This is a genomic window from Desulfosporosinus nitroreducens (assembly GCF_023897015.1).
Taxonomy (GTDB): domain Bacteria; phylum Bacillota; class Desulfitobacteriia; order Desulfitobacteriales; family Desulfitobacteriaceae; genus Desulfosporosinus; species Desulfosporosinus nitroreducens.
This window is the reverse complement of sequence record NZ_JAMHFY010000011.1, coordinates 131,310-148,173: the sequence shown is the minus strand read 5'-3', so window position 1 is coordinate 148,173 and position 16,864 is coordinate 131,310. Positions and strand designations below refer to the sequence as shown.

General features: G+C 41.6%; 19 protein-coding genes and 3 riboswitches. Of the genes, 7 read left to right on the top strand and 12 right to left on the bottom strand.

Annotated features, from left to right (window positions below; genetic code table 11):
• Positions 1 to 62: 62 nt before the first annotated feature.
• Complete coding sequence (locus tag M8E35_RS13815; RefSeq protein ID WP_252469746.1) at positions 63 to 1,550, bottom strand: alkaline phosphatase; 1,488 nt, start codon at positions 1,548 to 1,550, stop codon at positions 63 to 65.
• Between the two features lie 131 nt (positions 1,551 to 1,681).
• Positions 1,682 to 1,852: a hypothetical protein gene (locus tag M8E35_RS13810; protein WP_252469744.1), complete on the bottom strand. Its 171-nt coding sequence runs from the start codon at positions 1,850 to 1,852 to the stop codon at positions 1,682 to 1,684.
• Between the two features lie 280 nt (positions 1,853 to 2,132).
• On the opposite strand from M8E35_RS13810, the gene M8E35_RS13805 reads away from it, so the two are divergent.
• Positions 2,133 to 2,225, top strand: a complete 93-nt coding sequence (locus M8E35_RS13805) for a CooT family nickel-binding protein (RefSeq protein ID WP_309446473.1) — start codon at positions 2,133 to 2,135, stop codon at positions 2,223 to 2,225.
• Here the strand turns inward: M8E35_RS13805 and M8E35_RS13800 are convergent.
• The 8 genes from M8E35_RS13800 to M8E35_RS13765 form a co-directional block, all read right to left on the bottom strand.
• Entirely contained in the window at positions 2,222 to 2,407 is a 186-nt protein-coding gene (locus M8E35_RS13800) for a hypothetical protein (protein WP_252469743.1), read from the bottom strand. The two genes, M8E35_RS13805 and M8E35_RS13800, sit on opposite strands and share 4 nt — an antisense overlap.
• Before the next feature lie 175 nt (positions 2,408 to 2,582).
• The gene (locus M8E35_RS13795) at positions 2,583 to 3,038 is read right to left on the bottom strand and encodes a class I SAM-dependent methyltransferase (RefSeq protein WP_373887452.1); all 456 of its coding nucleotides are present in this window, start codon (positions 3,036 to 3,038) and stop codon (positions 2,583 to 2,585) included.
• On the bottom strand, positions 2,984 to 3,211 hold the full coding sequence (locus M8E35_RS13790; protein ID WP_252469741.1) for a class I SAM-dependent methyltransferase: 228 nt from the start codon (positions 3,209 to 3,211) through the stop codon (positions 2,984 to 2,986). Before M8E35_RS13790 ends, M8E35_RS13795 begins: the two co-directional genes overlap by 55 nt.
• The gene (locus tag M8E35_RS13785; RefSeq protein ID WP_252469740.1) at positions 3,204 to 3,887 is read right to left on the bottom strand and encodes an anaerobic ribonucleoside-triphosphate reductase activating protein; all 684 of its coding nucleotides are present in this window, start codon (positions 3,885 to 3,887) and stop codon (positions 3,204 to 3,206) included. The genes M8E35_RS13790 and M8E35_RS13785 overlap by 8 nt, the downstream gene beginning before the upstream one ends.
• Complete coding sequence (locus M8E35_RS13780; RefSeq protein ID WP_252469739.1) at positions 3,887 to 5,974, bottom strand: ribonucleoside triphosphate reductase; 2,088 nt, start codon at positions 5,972 to 5,974, stop codon at positions 3,887 to 3,889. Before M8E35_RS13780 ends, M8E35_RS13785 begins: the two co-directional genes overlap by 1 nt.
• 119 nt (positions 5,975 to 6,093) lie before the next feature.
• Positions 6,094 to 6,278: riboswitch (cobalamin riboswitch) on the bottom strand.
• 201 nt (positions 6,279 to 6,479) lie between these two features.
• Positions 6,480 to 7,343: a metal ABC transporter permease gene (locus M8E35_RS13775; RefSeq protein WP_252469738.1), complete on the bottom strand. Its 864-nt coding sequence runs from the start codon at positions 7,341 to 7,343 to the stop codon at positions 6,480 to 6,482.
• A complete protein-coding gene (locus M8E35_RS13770; protein WP_252469737.1) occupies positions 7,327 to 8,145 on the bottom strand; it encodes a metal ABC transporter ATP-binding protein in 819 nt (272 codons plus the stop codon). Before M8E35_RS13770 ends, M8E35_RS13775 begins: the two co-directional genes overlap by 17 nt.
• A complete protein-coding gene (locus M8E35_RS13765; RefSeq protein ID WP_252469736.1) occupies positions 8,142 to 9,071 on the bottom strand; it encodes a metal ABC transporter substrate-binding protein in 930 nt (309 codons plus the stop codon). The genes M8E35_RS13770 and M8E35_RS13765 overlap by 4 nt, the downstream gene beginning before the upstream one ends.
• 228 nt (positions 9,072 to 9,299) lie before the next feature.
• On the opposite strand from M8E35_RS13765, the gene M8E35_RS13760 reads away from it, so the two are divergent.
• The 3 genes from M8E35_RS13760 to tsaA all read left to right on the top strand — a co-directional run bounded on the left by M8E35_RS13760 (position 9,300) and on the right by tsaA (position 10,941).
• Positions 9,300 to 9,767, top strand: a complete 468-nt coding sequence (locus M8E35_RS13760; RefSeq protein WP_252469735.1) for a Fur family transcriptional regulator — start codon at positions 9,300 to 9,302, stop codon at positions 9,765 to 9,767.
• Positions 9,768 to 10,147: 380 nt separating this feature from the next.
• The gene (locus M8E35_RS13755; protein ID WP_252469734.1) at positions 10,148 to 10,348 is read left to right on the top strand and encodes a CooT family nickel-binding protein; all 201 of its coding nucleotides are present in this window, start codon (positions 10,148 to 10,150) and stop codon (positions 10,346 to 10,348) included.
• Positions 10,349 to 10,362: 14 nt separating this feature from the next.
• Positions 10,363 to 10,941, top strand: a complete 579-nt coding sequence (gene tsaA, locus M8E35_RS13750) for a tRNA (N6-threonylcarbamoyladenosine(37)-N6)-methyltransferase TrmO (RefSeq protein ID WP_252469732.1) — start codon at positions 10,363 to 10,365, stop codon at positions 10,939 to 10,941.
• A 115-nt stretch (positions 10,942 to 11,056) separates the two neighbouring features.
• On the opposite strand, the gene M8E35_RS13745 is transcribed toward tsaA, so the two are convergent.
• The gene (locus M8E35_RS13745) at positions 11,057 to 11,881 is read right to left on the bottom strand and encodes a manganese catalase family protein (RefSeq protein ID WP_252469730.1); all 825 of its coding nucleotides are present in this window, start codon (positions 11,879 to 11,881) and stop codon (positions 11,057 to 11,059) included.
• 210 nt (positions 11,882 to 12,091) lie between these two features.
• Positions 12,092 to 12,201: riboswitch (cyclic di-GMP riboswitch) on the top strand.
• A 67-nt stretch (positions 12,202 to 12,268) separates the two neighbouring features.
• Between M8E35_RS13745 and M8E35_RS13740 the strand changes: the two genes are divergently transcribed.
• From M8E35_RS13740 to nhaB (M8E35_RS13730), 3 genes are all read left to right on the top strand, one after another.
• Complete coding sequence (locus tag M8E35_RS13740; RefSeq protein ID WP_252469728.1) at positions 12,269 to 12,445, top strand: hypothetical protein; 177 nt, start codon at positions 12,269 to 12,271, stop codon at positions 12,443 to 12,445.
• Positions 12,446 to 12,759: 314 nt separating this feature from the next.
• A complete protein-coding gene (nhaB, locus tag M8E35_RS13735; protein ID WP_252469726.1) occupies positions 12,760 to 14,280 on the top strand; it encodes a sodium/proton antiporter NhaB in 1,521 nt (506 codons plus the stop codon).
• A gap of 117 nt (positions 14,281 to 14,397) precedes the next feature.
• Positions 14,398 to 14,502, top strand: a riboswitch (cyclic di-GMP riboswitch).
• Between the two features lie 321 nt (positions 14,503 to 14,823).
• Positions 14,824 to 16,347 (top strand): sodium/proton antiporter NhaB, encoded by a 1,524-nt coding sequence (gene nhaB, locus M8E35_RS13730; protein WP_252469724.1) that lies wholly within the window; start codon positions 14,824 to 14,826, stop codon positions 16,345 to 16,347.
• Between the two features lie 190 nt (positions 16,348 to 16,537).
• Here the strand turns inward: nhaB (M8E35_RS13730) and M8E35_RS13725 are convergent, their stop codons facing one another.
• A complete protein-coding gene (locus tag M8E35_RS13725; protein WP_252469722.1) occupies positions 16,538 to 16,828 on the bottom strand; it encodes a CC/Se motif family (seleno)protein in 291 nt (96 codons plus the stop codon).
• Between the last annotated feature and the right edge of the window lie 36 nt (positions 16,829 to 16,864).

Sequence of the window (16,864 nt, the reverse complement as noted above, 5' to 3'; positions counted from 1 at the left end):
CCGCTCAGGACTGATACCTTATTTAAACAGCTGATTTATGGATTTGACTTCTTTACAGGCGATTACTTCGCCCGTGCGCTTTTGGTGATCGAAGATAGTTTGTAATAAATCTTGGTATTATCATAGTACCCGCCAAACATCTCTGAACCGGTACCTACGGCATAAACCGGTACGGGTACCCCTGTATGGGAATAGGAGGAGAAGCTTAGTCCGGCTTTGTTATTGATGATATGAGAGAGAGTCACAGATAAGGGGTTATAAGTTCCATAAAGGACACTTTCTTGATCATTTGAAGGTTTTGTATCCGCTGACATAAACTTGGCAAAAGCGTTGTTCAACAAGGATGATTCGTAAGAAGTCAGAGTCGCTATATCTAAGCCATAGGCCGCTTTAATCTTATCGCTTAAATCTTCCAGCTTTGGAGTAGCAGGATTGGTTTCTTTGTACTGTTTACTGATTTTGTCAAATTCCTGATAAGACATGGTTACCGGCTGAAGCTTCTCGAAATGGGTGCTGTAACCTGTCAGAGAATAACCAATGGTCATACCGCCGCACTCGTGGTCAGCCGTGACAAGAATCAACGTATCCTTAGGATGGGCATTGTAGAAATCAAAAGCAACTTTCACAGAATCATCAAAGGCGATGGTATCATAGATGGAAGCTGTGGCATCGTTGGCATGGTTGGCCCAGTCGATTTTTCCCCCTTCCACCATCATAAAGAAGCCTTTTTTATTATCCAATACTTCAATTCCCTTTTTGACATAATCAGCCAAGCTCAGTTCCTCTGCCTCGCGGTCGATTTCATAGTCTAAAGCTGTTTCATAATTGTCCGGATCAATGGCCACGACTTTGCCTGAACGGTTATTTATAGCCTGAATTTCTTCTTTAGTATTGGCTATGGTATAGCCTGCTTGCTCAACAATCTCGTATATAGGTTGATCCGTTCCTTTAGGCCCGATTTTTTGATCAAAATCCCCGCCGCCAAAATAATCAAAGCCACTGGCTGCCAGTTGTTTTCCAATTTCATAGGCATCATTTCTATTGGCCACTTTGGCATAGTAAGCTGCCGGAGTAGCGTGGGTGATGGGAACGCTGGTTACAATGCCAATCCTATAGCCTTTGGCCTTCAAATCTTCCGTGATGGGTGTGTAGGCCTTGGTTTTAGTCTCATCCATGTTTATTACGCCGGACAAAGTTTTTTGACCTGAAGCGAGAGAAGTAGCAGTTGAAGCAGAATCGGGAATAAAGGAAGAAGAATCCTGAGTCATAAGGGCCCCGTGAACAGGATACTTAGTGAAGCTCAATTGCTCAGGAGCGAGCTTTCCAGGCAAAGATTTTTCACCCAGATACATTTCAGCGCTGCTAACCTGGGCATAGCTCATGCCATCTCCGATAAACATAAAAACATATTTTGGAGTTTTTCCTTGATAAACCTCCTCCTTCGCTGACTTTGCTATCCCTAGGTTCGGCTGGGCAGCCAAAAGGGATATAAGTACTGTACCAATAACGACTATAGACGCGATACCTTTGGAATGGTTTCTTTTGAACATTCCTATTTACACCTCCGAAAATTTTTCTTAATTGTACAACACTAGTATTAAGCGCTAATTACGTTTTTGTAAGCTTACTGTTATTTTTTTCTATTTTAGCCAAAAAGAAAATGCGCCGGTCTAGAGAATCTCTATCCTCTCACCAACGCATCAATCCCATCTTCATTCAATTCTCTACGGAAGCAAATCCCGTTGTTTGCCGCCCCTAAGCTTTCGCCAACCCTTGCATTCATTTCGTCCCAGTCATTTCCCTTAACCGGCTCATGCTTTCCTTCCAGATAAGCAATAACCCTGTGGGGCATCCTCCAAGGTGATCTCTTCAAACCCCGCCTCAGCAAAGATGGACTTCATCTCCTTCTCCTCCGGCAACAGACAGTTCCGGACTGCACCACCCAGAGACACATGGAGATTATTAATATACTCTCTGCTGTGGGGATGCATTACAGTAACTCGCTGTGTGGAATAGAATAATCATGAAAATACAATAAAAAGGGCCATGGAGGTCTTGACTTGACATAAAGTCGAGTTAGATTTACCATGGCCTTTTTTATTGAGGGAGGATGATTGTAATGTGTGAATCTAATGGACATACTTGGCAGACAGATGTTTGTTCCTGCCAGAATCAGAGCTATGACTTTGCTCAACCACAGAATTATTGTTGAAAAATTACCTTAGAAGTCTCTCTTTCTGGACGAACGCGACAGTTCCTCTAGCTCATCTTCAATATCCATAAGCTGCACAATCCACCGAGAGCGTTGTTCTCTTTCCGACATGAATCTCCCTAAAATCTCGCCTTTTTTATCATGCAACGATTGTCTGCGATCTTCTGTCTCCTGCATTCTGGTTCTTTGTTTCATGGCCTAACCCCTCCTGTTTATTAAAAATTCAAATAAATTAGGTTAAAAGAACCATGGGGCTGACTACCTCTCAATGCCAGACCTCCATGTCTTAATATTTTTACTATTTTGTAATATTATTATTCTACAAAAAATTCAAAATACCTTCTTTATTCTACTATTTTTTAATAAAGAGTTATTTTGTGGCACAAATAGCGAACATTGGAGTTGGATGGTACAAGATTTGTTGAAAGCCGCAACGCCGAAATGCACCATGATCCCATAGTGGCCGCCTTTCAAGGGATAACGGCATTTTCCGAGCAATTGCGTCACTTACTGGCTGCTTGGAGATGATTTTGTCTTGATAACCTTTTTTGATAGCAAGGCGCCGGTACTTATCACATTGTCGTTGCAATTCCGGATTGTTAAGGCGTAGGTACCAATTAGAGTCAAACACCAATACCCTACCGGCGGGTTTTAAAAGTCTAAACCATTCCTGATACACTTCCTTCGGGTGAAGCGAAAGTCCCATGGAATTTCTGGAGACAATCACATCAACACTTTCATTGGGCAGATCAATAGCATGAGCCTCAGCTTTCAAAAAGCGTATGTTCTTTCCTGATGCCTCAACGTTTTTCCGAGCTTGTTCCAACCTATCTGGAGCGGATCTATTGCTGTAACTGAATAATCCAGCCCGGCTAATAATATTGCTAAAAAGCCATCTCCAGTTCCGACATCTAACACCTGAAGGTTTTCCCCTCGCCCAACATATTTAATCAACAATGACTCCCAAGCTTCTTTTTTACGGCAAGTTAGATCAGCCAACTTCAAAACCTCGCAGGAATAAGGCACAGTTTTTGTTATTGTACATAATCAAATTTCTTAAATCCCGTTTTTTCTTAGATGCTTTTGGAAACTCTGTGTCCTTACAGTTCTGAACGACATAATTTGAAGTGATTTCAAAATCTAATATTATGCAGGGTATATCATCAGCTTCAAGATTAGGGCAAAGTGTGGTTCTAAACTCATGCGCAAGCCCGCTGTTTTGGATGATTTCCACACTTTCTCGAATTAGCGATAGCTCCAACCCACCCATCCCTGTAATTTCTTCATATTTATTAAGAGGAGCCTTCAAGTCCATGGCAATAAAATCCAGCAGCTCATCAGCGATCAAGGTTCTCAAAATATCCGGATTAGTTCCGTTGGTATCTAGCTTTACAAGGAGCTTCATGGCTTTTAATTCTTCGACAAAAACCTTAAGGTTACTTTGCAGTGTCGGCTCTCCTCCGCTAATAACTACTGCATCAATCATTCCTTTTCTTTTAGAAAGCCACTGGAAAATTTCTTCAGGTAAAATACCCCTGAAATCTTCCTTAGCTTCTATAAGACTGGCATTGTGGCAATAACTACATCTTAGATTACAACCCTGGGTAAAAACTACAGATGCTATCTTGCCGGGATAGTCGACAAATGATGTCTTCATAAATCCTGCAATCTTCATCAAACCGCCTCCCCAATCACGAATTTTTTCCTTAGATTATATTCTTCCTTTTTGCCAAGATTGTAGTTTTTAACGGGTCTAAGATATCCTGTCACTCTAGACCAAACTTCAGCTTCAGCCCCACATTCAGGACAATTAAAATGCTCTCCACTGATGTATCCATGAGAATCACAGATACTGAAGGTGGGAGTAATGGAGATATAGGGAATCTTATGCCTGTTGAAGATCTTTTGGATAAGCCTCTTGCAGACCTCTGTATCCTCAAGGGCATCTCCTAAATAGAGATGCTGAACCGTCCCCCCGGTATAAAGAGATTGGAGCTCATCCTGTAGCTCTAAAACCTCAAAAATATCTTCCGTATAACCTACGGGAAGTTGGGTCGAGTTTGAATAATAAGGAACTTGCTCACCTGCCGTAATGATTGAATCGTACTTTTTAGTATCCAGCATGGCCAGCCGATAAGAGGTTCCCTCTGCAGGGGTAGCTTCTAAATTATAGACATTGCCCGTCTCCTGCTGAAACTTAACCAGCAGTTCCCTCAAATAATTCATCACACTAACTGAAAACTCTCGGCCTTCATTCGTTTCAATCCCTTTTCCCATGAAGTTAAGTAAGGCCTCATTCATACCAACAATACCGATGGTACTGAAATGATTATGCCAATATTGACCGGTTCTCTCCTTGGCATGTCTCAGATAATAGCATGAATAAGGGTACAGTCCCTTATCTGATTGCTGTTCAATCACTTTTCGTTTGATTTCCAAAGCCGTGCGCCCGATTTCTGCCATATGTTTCAGGCGTTCCATAAACTCCCCTTTTGTCTTGGCTAGATAGGCTAATCTGGGCAGGTTAATTGTAAATACACCGATGGAGCCTGTGAGAGGGTTGCTCCCGAACAAGCCTCCGCCTCTTTTTCTGAGTTCCCCCGTATCCAACCTTAGCCTGCAGCACATGGATACAGCATCTTCCGGCGACAAGTCCGAGTTTACATAATTGGCAAAGTAGGGAATGCCATACTTACAGGTAATTTTCATGAAAGCATCTGCCACAGGGCTGTTCCACTCAAAGTCATTGGTAATATTAAGGGTTGGAATCGGGAAGGTGAACACTCTCCCCTTAGAGTCTCCTTCCAACATCACTTCACAGAAGGCCAGGTTGAACATATCCAGTTCCTCCTGGAAATCTCCGTACTTATCCTCCCTATATTGACCACCGATTATGGCATGCTCATCCTTCAAGGTGGAGGGCACCCGAATATCAAAGGTAAGGTTAGAAAAAGGGCATTGAAATCCCACCCGTGTGGGAACATTGATGTTAAAGACAAATTCTTGCAAACACTGTTTGACTTGGGCAAAGGTTAATTGATCCTCCCGAATAAAGGGAGCACAAAAGGTATCAAAGCTTGACCAGGCCTGAGCTCCCGCGGTTTCACCCTGGGTTGTGAAGGTAGAATTAACGATTTGTCCCAGGAGGGATCGTAAATGTTTAGCAGGGCCGCTTTCAACCTTGCCCGGCACTCCTCCGAATCCATCCATTAGGAGTTGACGTAAATCCCAGCCGGCACAATAGGGCCCGAAAAACCCCAGGTCATGGATATGGCAATCTCCACTTTCATGAGCTTCTCGAACCTCTTGTGGATAGATCTCATAAAGCCAATACTTTTTGGTGAACACCTCTCGGATATAATTATTTAGTCCATTAATACTTTTTTGAGTATTGGCATTCTCCTTAATTTGCCAATCCTTATCCCCCAAGTAGTCAGAAAACATGCCAATGGTTGCCCCGATCAAAGCATCCATTTCACGGCTGTTTTTCCTTTTCTGACGATAAAGAATGAATGCTTTGGCAGTCTTGGCATGTCCATTTTCAATGAGGACTTTTTCAACGATATCTTGGATTGATTCTACATCCGGTTGCTTGTCCATATAATTTCTTTGCAAGAGTACTACAACCTGCCTGCCTATTTCCTCAGCACGCTCATAATCTGATCCTCCACAAGCAGCAGCGGCTTTAAAAATGGCATGCACTATTTTCTCTTGCTTAAAAGTCTCAAGTCTTCCATCTCGTTTAATAATTTCTGATATCATCCTTCAATACCTCCGATTCTTCCCATTTAAAAAGCCTCTTGACGCTGAGCGCCAAGAGGCTGTGTATATCCCTGAATACAACACTTACTTATGGAACCCCCCTATCGCTCGTAGAGTTATTGGTTCATTAAACAAAGGCAGGTCTTCTGACTTTGGTTCATTAATGCTTCACGCCTTCCCGGTATGTACCAGTGGCCAATATGAAACATCTCCCCATTACAGTGGCGGGACCGTGCAGGACTTTTACCTGCTTCCCTTTTAAGCTGTACTCGCAGTACTTAGCACCTTTATTTTCCATTATTCAATTGCTATAATGTTATCGTACATTAGCCTAATGTGTCAACCATTAAGTTTATCTTACCATAGTGCATATCGGCATCCTATGCCATGTGCAAAAGTGGGGGTGTGAAAACAAAGGACATTCCTAAGTTTTAGGACGGCCCCTTACACATAATAGCTACAGGTCTCCCCTTTTAAAGCCTTTTAACGATAAGCGCCAAGGTCTTTAGCCTTGCCCAAGTCTTAATTTCATGACCAAGGTAAGTGCAAAAAATCCCGATGTAATCAGCACAATTGTTGCCCCGGTAGCTGTTCCCCAAAAGTAGGATAAGATTAACCCTGACAGTCCTGAAATAAGAGCAATCAGAACTGAGTAGATATGATATTGTCTCATGTTTTTAGCGATATTTCGCGATGAAGCTGCCGGTATGATCAAGAGAGAACTAATAATCAGGATTCCTACCCATTGTATAGAAATTGTTACGATAACCGCCATTATTATGGCAAATAAATATTCATACTGTTTAACTCTTATCCCTCTGCTCCGTGCCAAAGATGGGTTCATACTCGACAGCAGAAGCTTATTAAAAATCACGACCCATAATGAGATAACTAGTACGAAAACAATTCCAAGTGTCAATAAATCTGATGGGCTAATATTTAAAAAATCCCCAATCAGGTACCCTGAATATTTGTTGAAACCTCCATTGCGAGTAAGTATGACTAATCCCAGGGCGACTGCAGTGGAAGAAAAAACTCCAATGATCGTATCAGTGGAAGCCGTATTTGCTTCCTTAACTACAAGAATAGCTATTGTCATCAACACTGAAAAAACCAGCATTGACCAAATTGGTTTAATCTCCATGAAGGGGAATACATTCCCCACTATGACTCCAATTGCAATACCTGTTAGGGCGGAATGACCTAAAGAATCCGAAAAGAAGGCCATTTTATTATTGACGATCATTGTACCCAACAAACCGAAGATTGGAGTTACCAATAAAACTCCTAAAAGTGCATTCTTCATGAACGCATAATGCATCCATCCAAAAGGAAGTAATAAATCTACTAAGCTATACCATAAGTGCATTGGCCACCCTATCCTTCTCAGCCTTTTGGAAACGTTTAGACCAATCTAAACCAAAGGTTTGAATTACTTTTTCATTAGTAAAGACTTCTTCTGGAGTCCCGCAACATTCAATCGTTTTATTATTAATGAAGGCCACACGATCCGCATACTCTGCTACCAAGTTAAGATCATGTGAAACTAAAATAATGGATAAATCATAGTTTTTGCGCAGGATTGAAACTGTTTGATAGAATAGTTCCAATCCTTTCTGATCAATCCCTGATACGGGTTCATCCAATAGTAGGAGATGCGGAATTGGATCAAGGGCAAGTGCTAATAAGACTCTTTGTAACTCACCGCCTGATAACTCACCTAACCGTTTATTAATTAAGTGTTCCCCATGAGTTCGAGCTAGGCTTTCTCTAACACGTTCTCGTATCCTTTTTGGATAACTAAACCAAATTGGAAGATTGGTATGTGCTGCAGCAAATAAGTCAAGGACACTGGTTGGAGAAGTAGAATCTAACTCGAGTTTTTGTGGAACATAACCTATAGATGGTCTTGTTGTTCCATTATTTTTCGCATCAAGAAATTGGAGTTCACCAGTATGAGAAATATCCCCTAGAATAGCCTTCAAAAGCGTGCTTTTGCCGGCACCATTGGGACCAATAACAGCTGTCAAATCTCCACAATGAATGTGAAGATTGACATCCTTTAATATTTCTACACCGCTGCGTTTAACCCCAAAGTTATTAATTTTGGTACAACATAAATTACATTCACAAGTTTTGCATTCGGAATTGACACATTTAGAATGATTCATTTCAGCGCCTCTTGTAAAGTTATTAGATTACTCTCCATTAGATTAATATAAGCATCTGCCTCCATTGGCCCCGTTACAATTGGATCAAGTGTATAAACTTTAGCCCCCGTCTCTTCGGCAATGGTATCGGCTGCTTTGACAGGATATTGGGGTTCAGCAAATAGAGCCTTTATCTCGAGGCTTTTAACCTGTTCTATGGTTTCTTTCAATTCTTTGGCACTAGGTGCAGAACCTGGTTCACGTTCAATAACCCCTACTGTATTCAAGTTAAATTCCTTTGCAAAATAAGGAAAGGCCTCATGGAAAGTAACAATATTACGTTGTTGTACTCCATCTAAAGTTTGATGCATTTTAGTTCTTAGCGCTTCAAGCTTCAAGATATAGGCTTGGGTATTTTCCTGGTACTGTGAGGCATGAGCGGGATCCAAGGAAGCAAGTTGAGCTCCGATGGTTTTAACTTGGGTAATGGCATCGGTAACACTCAACCAAACATGGGGATTATCTCCTTCATCTCCGTCTCCTTGGATTAAAGAAATACCTTGACTTGATTCAATGACTTTTAGATCTGGAATTTGACTTATAACTTTATCCATAAACGATTCCATTCCTGCCCCATTAATGACTAGGATTTGAGCACCCTCTAAATTCTTCATATCGTCAGGGGTAACCGCATAGTCATGCAGGCATCCGGTCGTAGGCTTAGTCAAACTTACAACATTCACATTAGGGATATCCTTAGTAATATTTAAGGTAAAAATATACATAGGGTAGAATGAAGCTGCTATAGTTAAAGAGCTTTCGGTCTTAGTATCAGTGTTCTGACTGACAGTAGGCTTAGCCTCGTTGTTTGTCCCACACCCACTTAATACCAATACCAGAACGCTAAATAATACCACCCAGACAAGTTTTGACTTCTTCAAATACATTTACCTCCTTCGCCAAATGCAACTGCCTTGCATTTGCATCTTCTAAGTAGATTATACTCTATTATTAATAATTGTAAACCATTATTTTACTTCTTAATCATATATAAATTTATCAAAGTAGTGCATGGTACTGCATTAAATTCCTGAAAAAGTAATTAACTGAGTAAAAATATTGCTAAAATATAAAAAAGGATTAAAATGGACATAGAAAGCAATTGAAGAATAGGAATGATCTTGTTGGACGAAAACTCAAAGTATAAAGAATTGCTGAATCGTGAAGGTATTAAAAGCACTCGCCACAGAAATGCTATCCTTGAACTCCTGGAAGAATCTGAATTTCCACAAACTGCAGAACAACTATTTATAACCTTACGAGAAAAAACTGCCTCAATTGATTTATCAACTGTATATAGAACGCTTGATACCTTTGCCTCGAAAAACTTAGTCATTAAATCCAATAGAGTAGATGACGGTAAAGCGTTATATGAACTAAACCACAATGAGCATAAACACCATATTTTATGCGTGGGATGCCACAAATTAATTTCGATTGAAGACTGTCCTATTGGCGAATTAAAGCAAACTCTAAAAAATAAGATAGATTTTGACATTACAGGACATAAACTGGAGATCTATGGCTATTGTCATGATTGTAAAAAATATAAACTACCTCCTGGAAATCATGACAACTTGTAAATCTCTCTATTTTAAAAGAAGTTTTTACTTTTGTTTAGATTTGCAGGAAATGTTTTTTAGCTGGCGAATAAATTATAAACCGAAGTAAGATATATTCACAAAATAATTAGTACAGAAGGCCTAGAAGTCTGCCAGGATAGCTCAATAGTCTTTTTTACTCTTTTGGAACTCGGCTTGAGACAAGGCGCTGGCATGGCTTTAGTTGAAATTATACTTACCATGGGATGGCCGCGTGCCCCTGTAGCCAAGACTCGAACAACGATGTTCGAAGTTAGTAACACTGCCATAATGGCAAGGTCGTGATGGCGAGAAGGGACCTTCAGAAAGTATGTAACGATAAGTCATACTTCTGTCTAAGACAAAAAGAAGGAGTAATCTATATGTGTGAAGCCAATGCCTATCTTAAAGATGGCGAAAACGAAGTTATGTTCATGGAATCAGTCGATGTTATTGAGCCCTACGAAAATGGCCTAAAGCTTATCGACATTTTTGGAATGCAGAAGTTTATTCAAGCTAAAATCAAAGATATGACCCTTCTTAACCATCGAATTGTATTGGAAAAAGTCGATACCCAACTGTAAGAAAGGGGCTTCATATGTCCATTGCATTTCAATCGATCGGTACAATTCATACACCTTATTTTTCCTTAAATGCCCCTCATCAATCGATCCCTAATGCACCTGGTGATTTCTGGATTACATTACATCCGGACTACGCCTCTGCCCTTGAAGGTTTGCGAACCTTCAACTATATATATGTTATATATCACCTAAATGAGGCGACCTCACCCATAGAACTGCTTACCAGATCCCCTTGGGCTCCTGAAATTGAAATCGGACTCTTTGCCAGCCGTTCTGCAAATAGGCCCAACCCCTTGGGCCTGAGTATTGTTCAGATAAAAGAAATACGCAATAATGAATTAATTATTTCTGGAATTGATGCCTATAATGGAACTCCCTTAATTGATATTAAGCCGTATATTCATTTCCTCGACAGCAAAGAGGACGCAAATAATGGCTGGTTAGACGCTCTTCCTGAAAGAAAACATGCAATGGCTCATGCTCTTGGGCTTTCTCATAACCACCAAACAGTACAAGATGACAATCAGCACACTCATGATCATCACGATCTCTTACATAGACAAACTAAGCATCTTCACAATCATAACGATTAAAATAAACTAGCTTTTCTCAATTTAATCAGCTCTAGGTTAACCCCCAAAAAATATAGAGACTGATAATTATCAGTCTCTATATTTTTTGGGGAGGACCTAAATTCCCAGAGGGGTATTAATGTTGGTTAGGAGTAGGATTGGGATTTGGAGTAGGTTGAGGTTGAGCATACTGCGGGTTATTTCTCGTATGGTCATTATACCCTGGCTGAACTTCCTTGGCTCCCGCTGGTTGAGGATCTTTACCATACTGTGCAGGACCGCCATACTTTTCATTAGGGTTCTCTTCATACGAAATCTCGTTTCCTTGGTTCCAAGGGCCTCTGCTATCTCCCGTGCCTGTCGACATATTCATATACTTCTTGGAGAAGTCAGAATCACGGAAGTCTTTATTCACTCCGCTGCCTTGCAGAGTATTGATCGCTTGCATGAAGGAGAAGTTATGTGATTCCTCACGACTTAACAGGAAACGGATCATGTCTTTAACCCCTGCGTCGTCTGTTTGTTGGAGAAGACGCTCATAAATCAGTTTCGCACGAAGTTCAGCTCCGGCGTTTGACGTAAGATCAGTGTATAGATCACCTGTTGAGTTAATGTAGTTAGCCGTCCAAGGTTCTCCACCGGAGTTAATTAGAAGTGGGCCACCTCCAAGCAGGGCCATATGATTAGCCGCGAAATCTTTAGGAATGCTATCGACTGGACCAATCAGCATGCCGAGACACTCACCCACCATTTCTAAGTGGCTTAATTCTTCAGCTGCGATGTCTTGCAATAAATCCCTAATCTTTGGATCATTGCATCCTAAACTCTGAGAAAAATATTGCATGGCTGCTTTAAGTTCACCGTTGCCACCGCCAAATTGTTCAAGTAATAGAACTGCAAATCGGGGATCTGGCTGATCGACATGTACGGTATATTCCATATCTTTTACATGCTTAAACACCTGAATAAAACCTCCTTTTAATATTGTGAAATGAGTAAATAACGCATTTTCAATACCTAGTATCTGATTAATGGTTGGTTTTTATCCGTGATATTTATCGTGGGTTTAATGTCGTTCTGTGTCCCAAATATTTATATATTGACGATTCCATCGTTAGTTGTTATACTACAAATGATTATGTCATAATATTTTAAGAAACTTAATAGTCTAGTTCGGTTGGAGTAAACTTCACGAAAGGGAAGGACGCTAAAGTCATGGGTCTAAGGCTTAAATTCGAAAATATACTTTTGAAGATAAGCTATGATTGCCAGTCTACAGCAAAGAACTTCTCAGGGGAGAGCAGTCTTTTTTTAATGCTACTCTCTTTTTATTTTTGGGAAGGATATCTTGAGCTTAGTCATCTTGGGATTTACCCTGCATTCGATTCTCCATCTAGAAACGGCTACCATCGCCCTCAGCGGAGCTATGCTCTTGATCTGGGCTCGCGAAGAACCGGAAGAGGTTCTCTTGGCTAGCGTTTTTACAGGAGTAATTATATTTAAGGGGGGTAAAGGAGGTAATTGAACATTGACTTAATTGTGTAATATTTCTTTTGACCTACGGACTTATTCTTACATCGCCCAGTAGTTGCTCTTGTGGAGCAGGATTGTTGACTTTGCTGGTCTACTCATTAGGAACTAGCAATCGACGCTTTTATTATTAATTCAAACAAGTTTATTCCCGCTACCCTCGTGTGGAGCGGTACGCAGGTTTAGTAACGATGCTTTAACCCAAAAATGGCAATAAGGCAAAGTACTATAGTAAGTGGACTGACCTGTGAATATTTACAATGTCTTAAGGCAAATATAGAATTTTTCATTTTTGGAGGAGTGAATCAAATGGGTATCGGACAGGATAGGAAACAGATAGGTATCGGACAGGCACTCAGAGCAAATTTTCTGGGTCACGCTCCGACCTGGTACAAAACAACAATTCTTGCTTTTCTGGTGTTGAACCCTATTTTGATGTTTACCGTCGGTAAGTACGTTACCGGTTGGGTGTTGATTGTCGAATTTATCTTTACCCTTGCAATGGCGCTAAAATGTTATCCGCTCCCTGCAGGTGGACTTCTTGCCATCGAAGCCGTTGTGATCGGCCTTACTCACCCCCATTCGATCTATCACGAAGTTGAACTGAACCTGCCGGTTATTCTGCTCCTGATGTTCATGGTTGCCGGGATTTATTTTATGAAAGAAGGTCTTGTGTACCTGTTTACCAAGATCCTTACCAAAGTACGCTCTAAAGTCGCGCTTGCATTCCTGTTCTCTATATTGGGTGCAGTTCTCTCCGCTTTTCTGGATGCGCTAACCGTAACGGCGGTGATTATCGCCGTGGCTTATGGGTTTTACAACATCTTCCACAAGTTTGCTTCCAGCCATGTACACGAAAATTATGACGTCAGTCTCGACCATATTATTCATGACAAATATCATGAGGACCTGGACCAGTTCCGTGGTTTTCTGCGCAATCTTATGATGCATGGCGCTGTGGGTACTGCCCTGGGCGGAGCAACAACACTGGTTGGTGAACCGCAGAACCTACTCATCGGCTCCATTATGAAATGGGACTTCGTCGATTTCTTTTTAAACAGCGCACCAGTGTCTATCCCTGTACTGATCGCTGGTCTTCTCACAGCCATTACCCTTGAAGCCACCAAGTTTTGGGGGTACGGCTATCAGCTTCCTGATTCTGTTCGAAAGGTTATGGAAGATGACGCAAAAGCCAAAGATGCTGCCATGGATACCCGCGGACGTTTACGCCTGATTGCTATGGCTGTATGCGGCGTCCTACTGATCTTCTCCTTGGCGTTGCACCTGGCAGAAGTCGGTATTATTGGTCTGATGATTATCATCCTGCTTACCGCTTTCAACGGGGTTATTGAAGAAGGGCGCATCGGTCATGCGTTTGAAGAAGCCATGCCGTTTACTGCGCTGTTGATCGTATTTTTCTCCATCGTTGCGGTTATTCATGACCAGCATCTGTTTACGCCAATCATTCAGTGGGTTCTGCACCTGGAAGGACAGGATCAGCTTGTCGCTTTCTTTGCGGCGAACGGTATCCTTTCGGCAATCAGTGACAACGTATTTGTTGCTACCGTCTATATGACCGAAGCACAGAAAGCCTTTGAAGCTGGGGGCATTGCCTTGGATCATTACAACAAGATGGCAGTTTCAATCAACATGGGTACAAACATCCCTTCCGTTGCTACACCAAACGGTCAGGCGGCGTTCCTGTTCCTGTTGACCTCTGCACTTGCTCCGCTGATTCGCCTGTCTTACATGGAAATGGTGAAACTGGCTCTGCCATACACCGTTGTTATGTCTATTACAGGTGTCCTGGCAACAATGTACCTGTTGTAATCCTAAAAGGATTATGCCTGTCTTATTGCTAATGCAGATATTTACCACTTACTTCGTTATTATTAAGTCATCCTAAAGAGCAGTCTAGTATAGTATCGTACAACTAAATACTCGTAAACACGGTTGGGGTAAACTTCGCGAAAGCGAAGGACGCTAAAGTCATGGGTCTAAGGCTGCTAATTTCACACATTGGAATTACGCTAGGATCGCCAGATTACAAGTAGGAACTTCTCAGGGAGAGTAGTCATCTTAGGACTACTCTCTTTTTATTTTGGGAATGTTAAACAAATAATATTATATGGAGGTGCATTAAAATGCTTATTTGTCTTAAGCGTCTAATAACGTCATTATCGTCTTATTAATTGTTTTATAGCCATTTTAATTGCTGATCTTTAGAGGTCGATCCCATCCCCTTCCTTTTTCAGCCAAATTACCATGAGTAATATTGGCGGCACAAAGGAGACTGAACATTGACTTATTATTGTAGTATTTTTTCAATGTTATTAGGCGAATATAGAATTTTTCATTTGAGGAGTGAATTAAATGGGTATCGGACAGGATAGTAAACAGATGGGTATCGGACAGGCACTCAGAGCAAATTTTCTGGGTCACGCTCCGAACTGGTACAAAACAACAATTCTTGCTTTTCTGGTGTTGAATCCTATTTTGATGTTTACCGTCGGTAAGTACATTACCGGTTGGGTGTTAATTGTCGAATTTATCTTTACCCTTGCAATGGCGCTAAAATGTTATCCGCTCCCTGCAGGTGGACTTCTTGCCATCGAAGCCGTTGTGATCGGGCTTACTAACCCCCATTCGATCTATCACGAAGTTGAACTGAACCTGCCGGTTATTCTGCTCCTGATGTTCATGGTTGCCGGGATTTATTTTATGAAAGAAGGTCTTGTGTACCTGTTTACCAAGATCCTTACCAAAGTACGCTCTAAAGTTGCGCTTGCATTCCTGTTCTCTATATTGGGTGCGATTCTTTCCGCTTTTCTGGATGCGCTAACCGTAACGGCGGTGATTATCGCCGTGGCCTATGGGTTCTACAACATCTTCCATAAGTTTGCTTCCAGCGAAAAAGTATACGACACGTATGACATCAATCACGATCATATTGTTGATGACAAATATCATGAGGACCTGGACCAGTTCCGTGGTTTCCTGCGCAATCTTATGATGCATGGCGCTGTGGGTACTGCTCTGGGTGGAGCAACAACACTGGTTGGGGAACCGCAGAACCTACTCATCGCCTCCATTATGAAATGGGACTTCGCTGATTTCTTTTTAAACAGCGCACCAGTGTCTATCCCTGTACTGATCGTTGGTGTTCTGACCGCCATTACCCTTGAAGTCACCAAGTTTTGGGGGTACGGCTATCAGCTTCCCGAGTCTGTTCGAAAGGTTATTGAAGACGACGTAAAAGCCAAAGATGCTGCGATGGATACTCGCGGACGTGTACGCCTGATTATTATGGCTGTATGTGGCGTTGTGCTAATCTTCTCCCTGGCGTTGCACCTAGCAGAAGTCGGTATTATTGGTCTGATGATTATCATCCTGCTTACCGCTTTTAACGGGGTTATTGAAGAAGGGCGCATCGGTCATGCGTTTGAGGAAGCACTGCCGTTTACTGCGCTGCTGATCGTATTTTTCTCCATCGTTGCGGTTATTCATGACCAGCATCTGTTTACGCCGATCATTCAGTGGGTACTGCACCTGGAAGGACAGGATCAGCTTGTCGCTTTCTTTGCGGCAAACGGTATCCTTTCTGCAATCAGTGACAACGTATTTGTTGCTACCGTATATATGAGTGAAACACAGAAAGCGTTTGAAGCCGGAGGCATTGCACTGGAACAATACAACAAGCTGGCAGTTTCAATCAACATGGGTACAAACATCCCTTCCGTTGCTACACCAAACGGTCAGGCGGCGTTCCTGTTCCTGTTGACCTCTGCACTTGCTCCGCTTATTCGCCTGTCTTACATGGAAATGGTGAAACTGGCTCTGCCATACACCATCGTTATGTCTATTACAGGTGTCCTGGCAACAATGTACCTGTTGTAATCAACAATCACTTCTTCAGTGGGTGTTCCTTATTCTACGTCACCGGAGTCTCGGTGTTCAGCTTTAGCTGAACGAGTTCACTCGTTATTTTTAAGTCTAGTGACTAAAACTCCTATACCCAAACGTCAAAAGTCTAAAATCAAAAAAGGATGCTCAATTATATTTGATTGAGCATCCTTTTTTACTTTAATTAATATACCCTAAGAGTCTTCCACTTAAATAAACCTTCTAAAACCACTTCATAGTGTTTATCTTTCTTGATAATAAACGGGTCATAGAAGATCTTGATCCCGTCTTGTTCTTTCACTCCGAAATACCCTTCTTCTTGGGGCTTTCCCAAATGTGCTCCGACAAAGACGATGTTTGTGCAACATCCAGTTTGAGGCGCTTCATCGATGGTAAGGATTCCACCATGTTCTTTGATATATACAATGGCTTGTTCAGATAAATCAACCTGAAGGTCTACTTGGGGCATGACCATTCTTATATCTCACCCCTTTCACCTAAAAACTTTTAG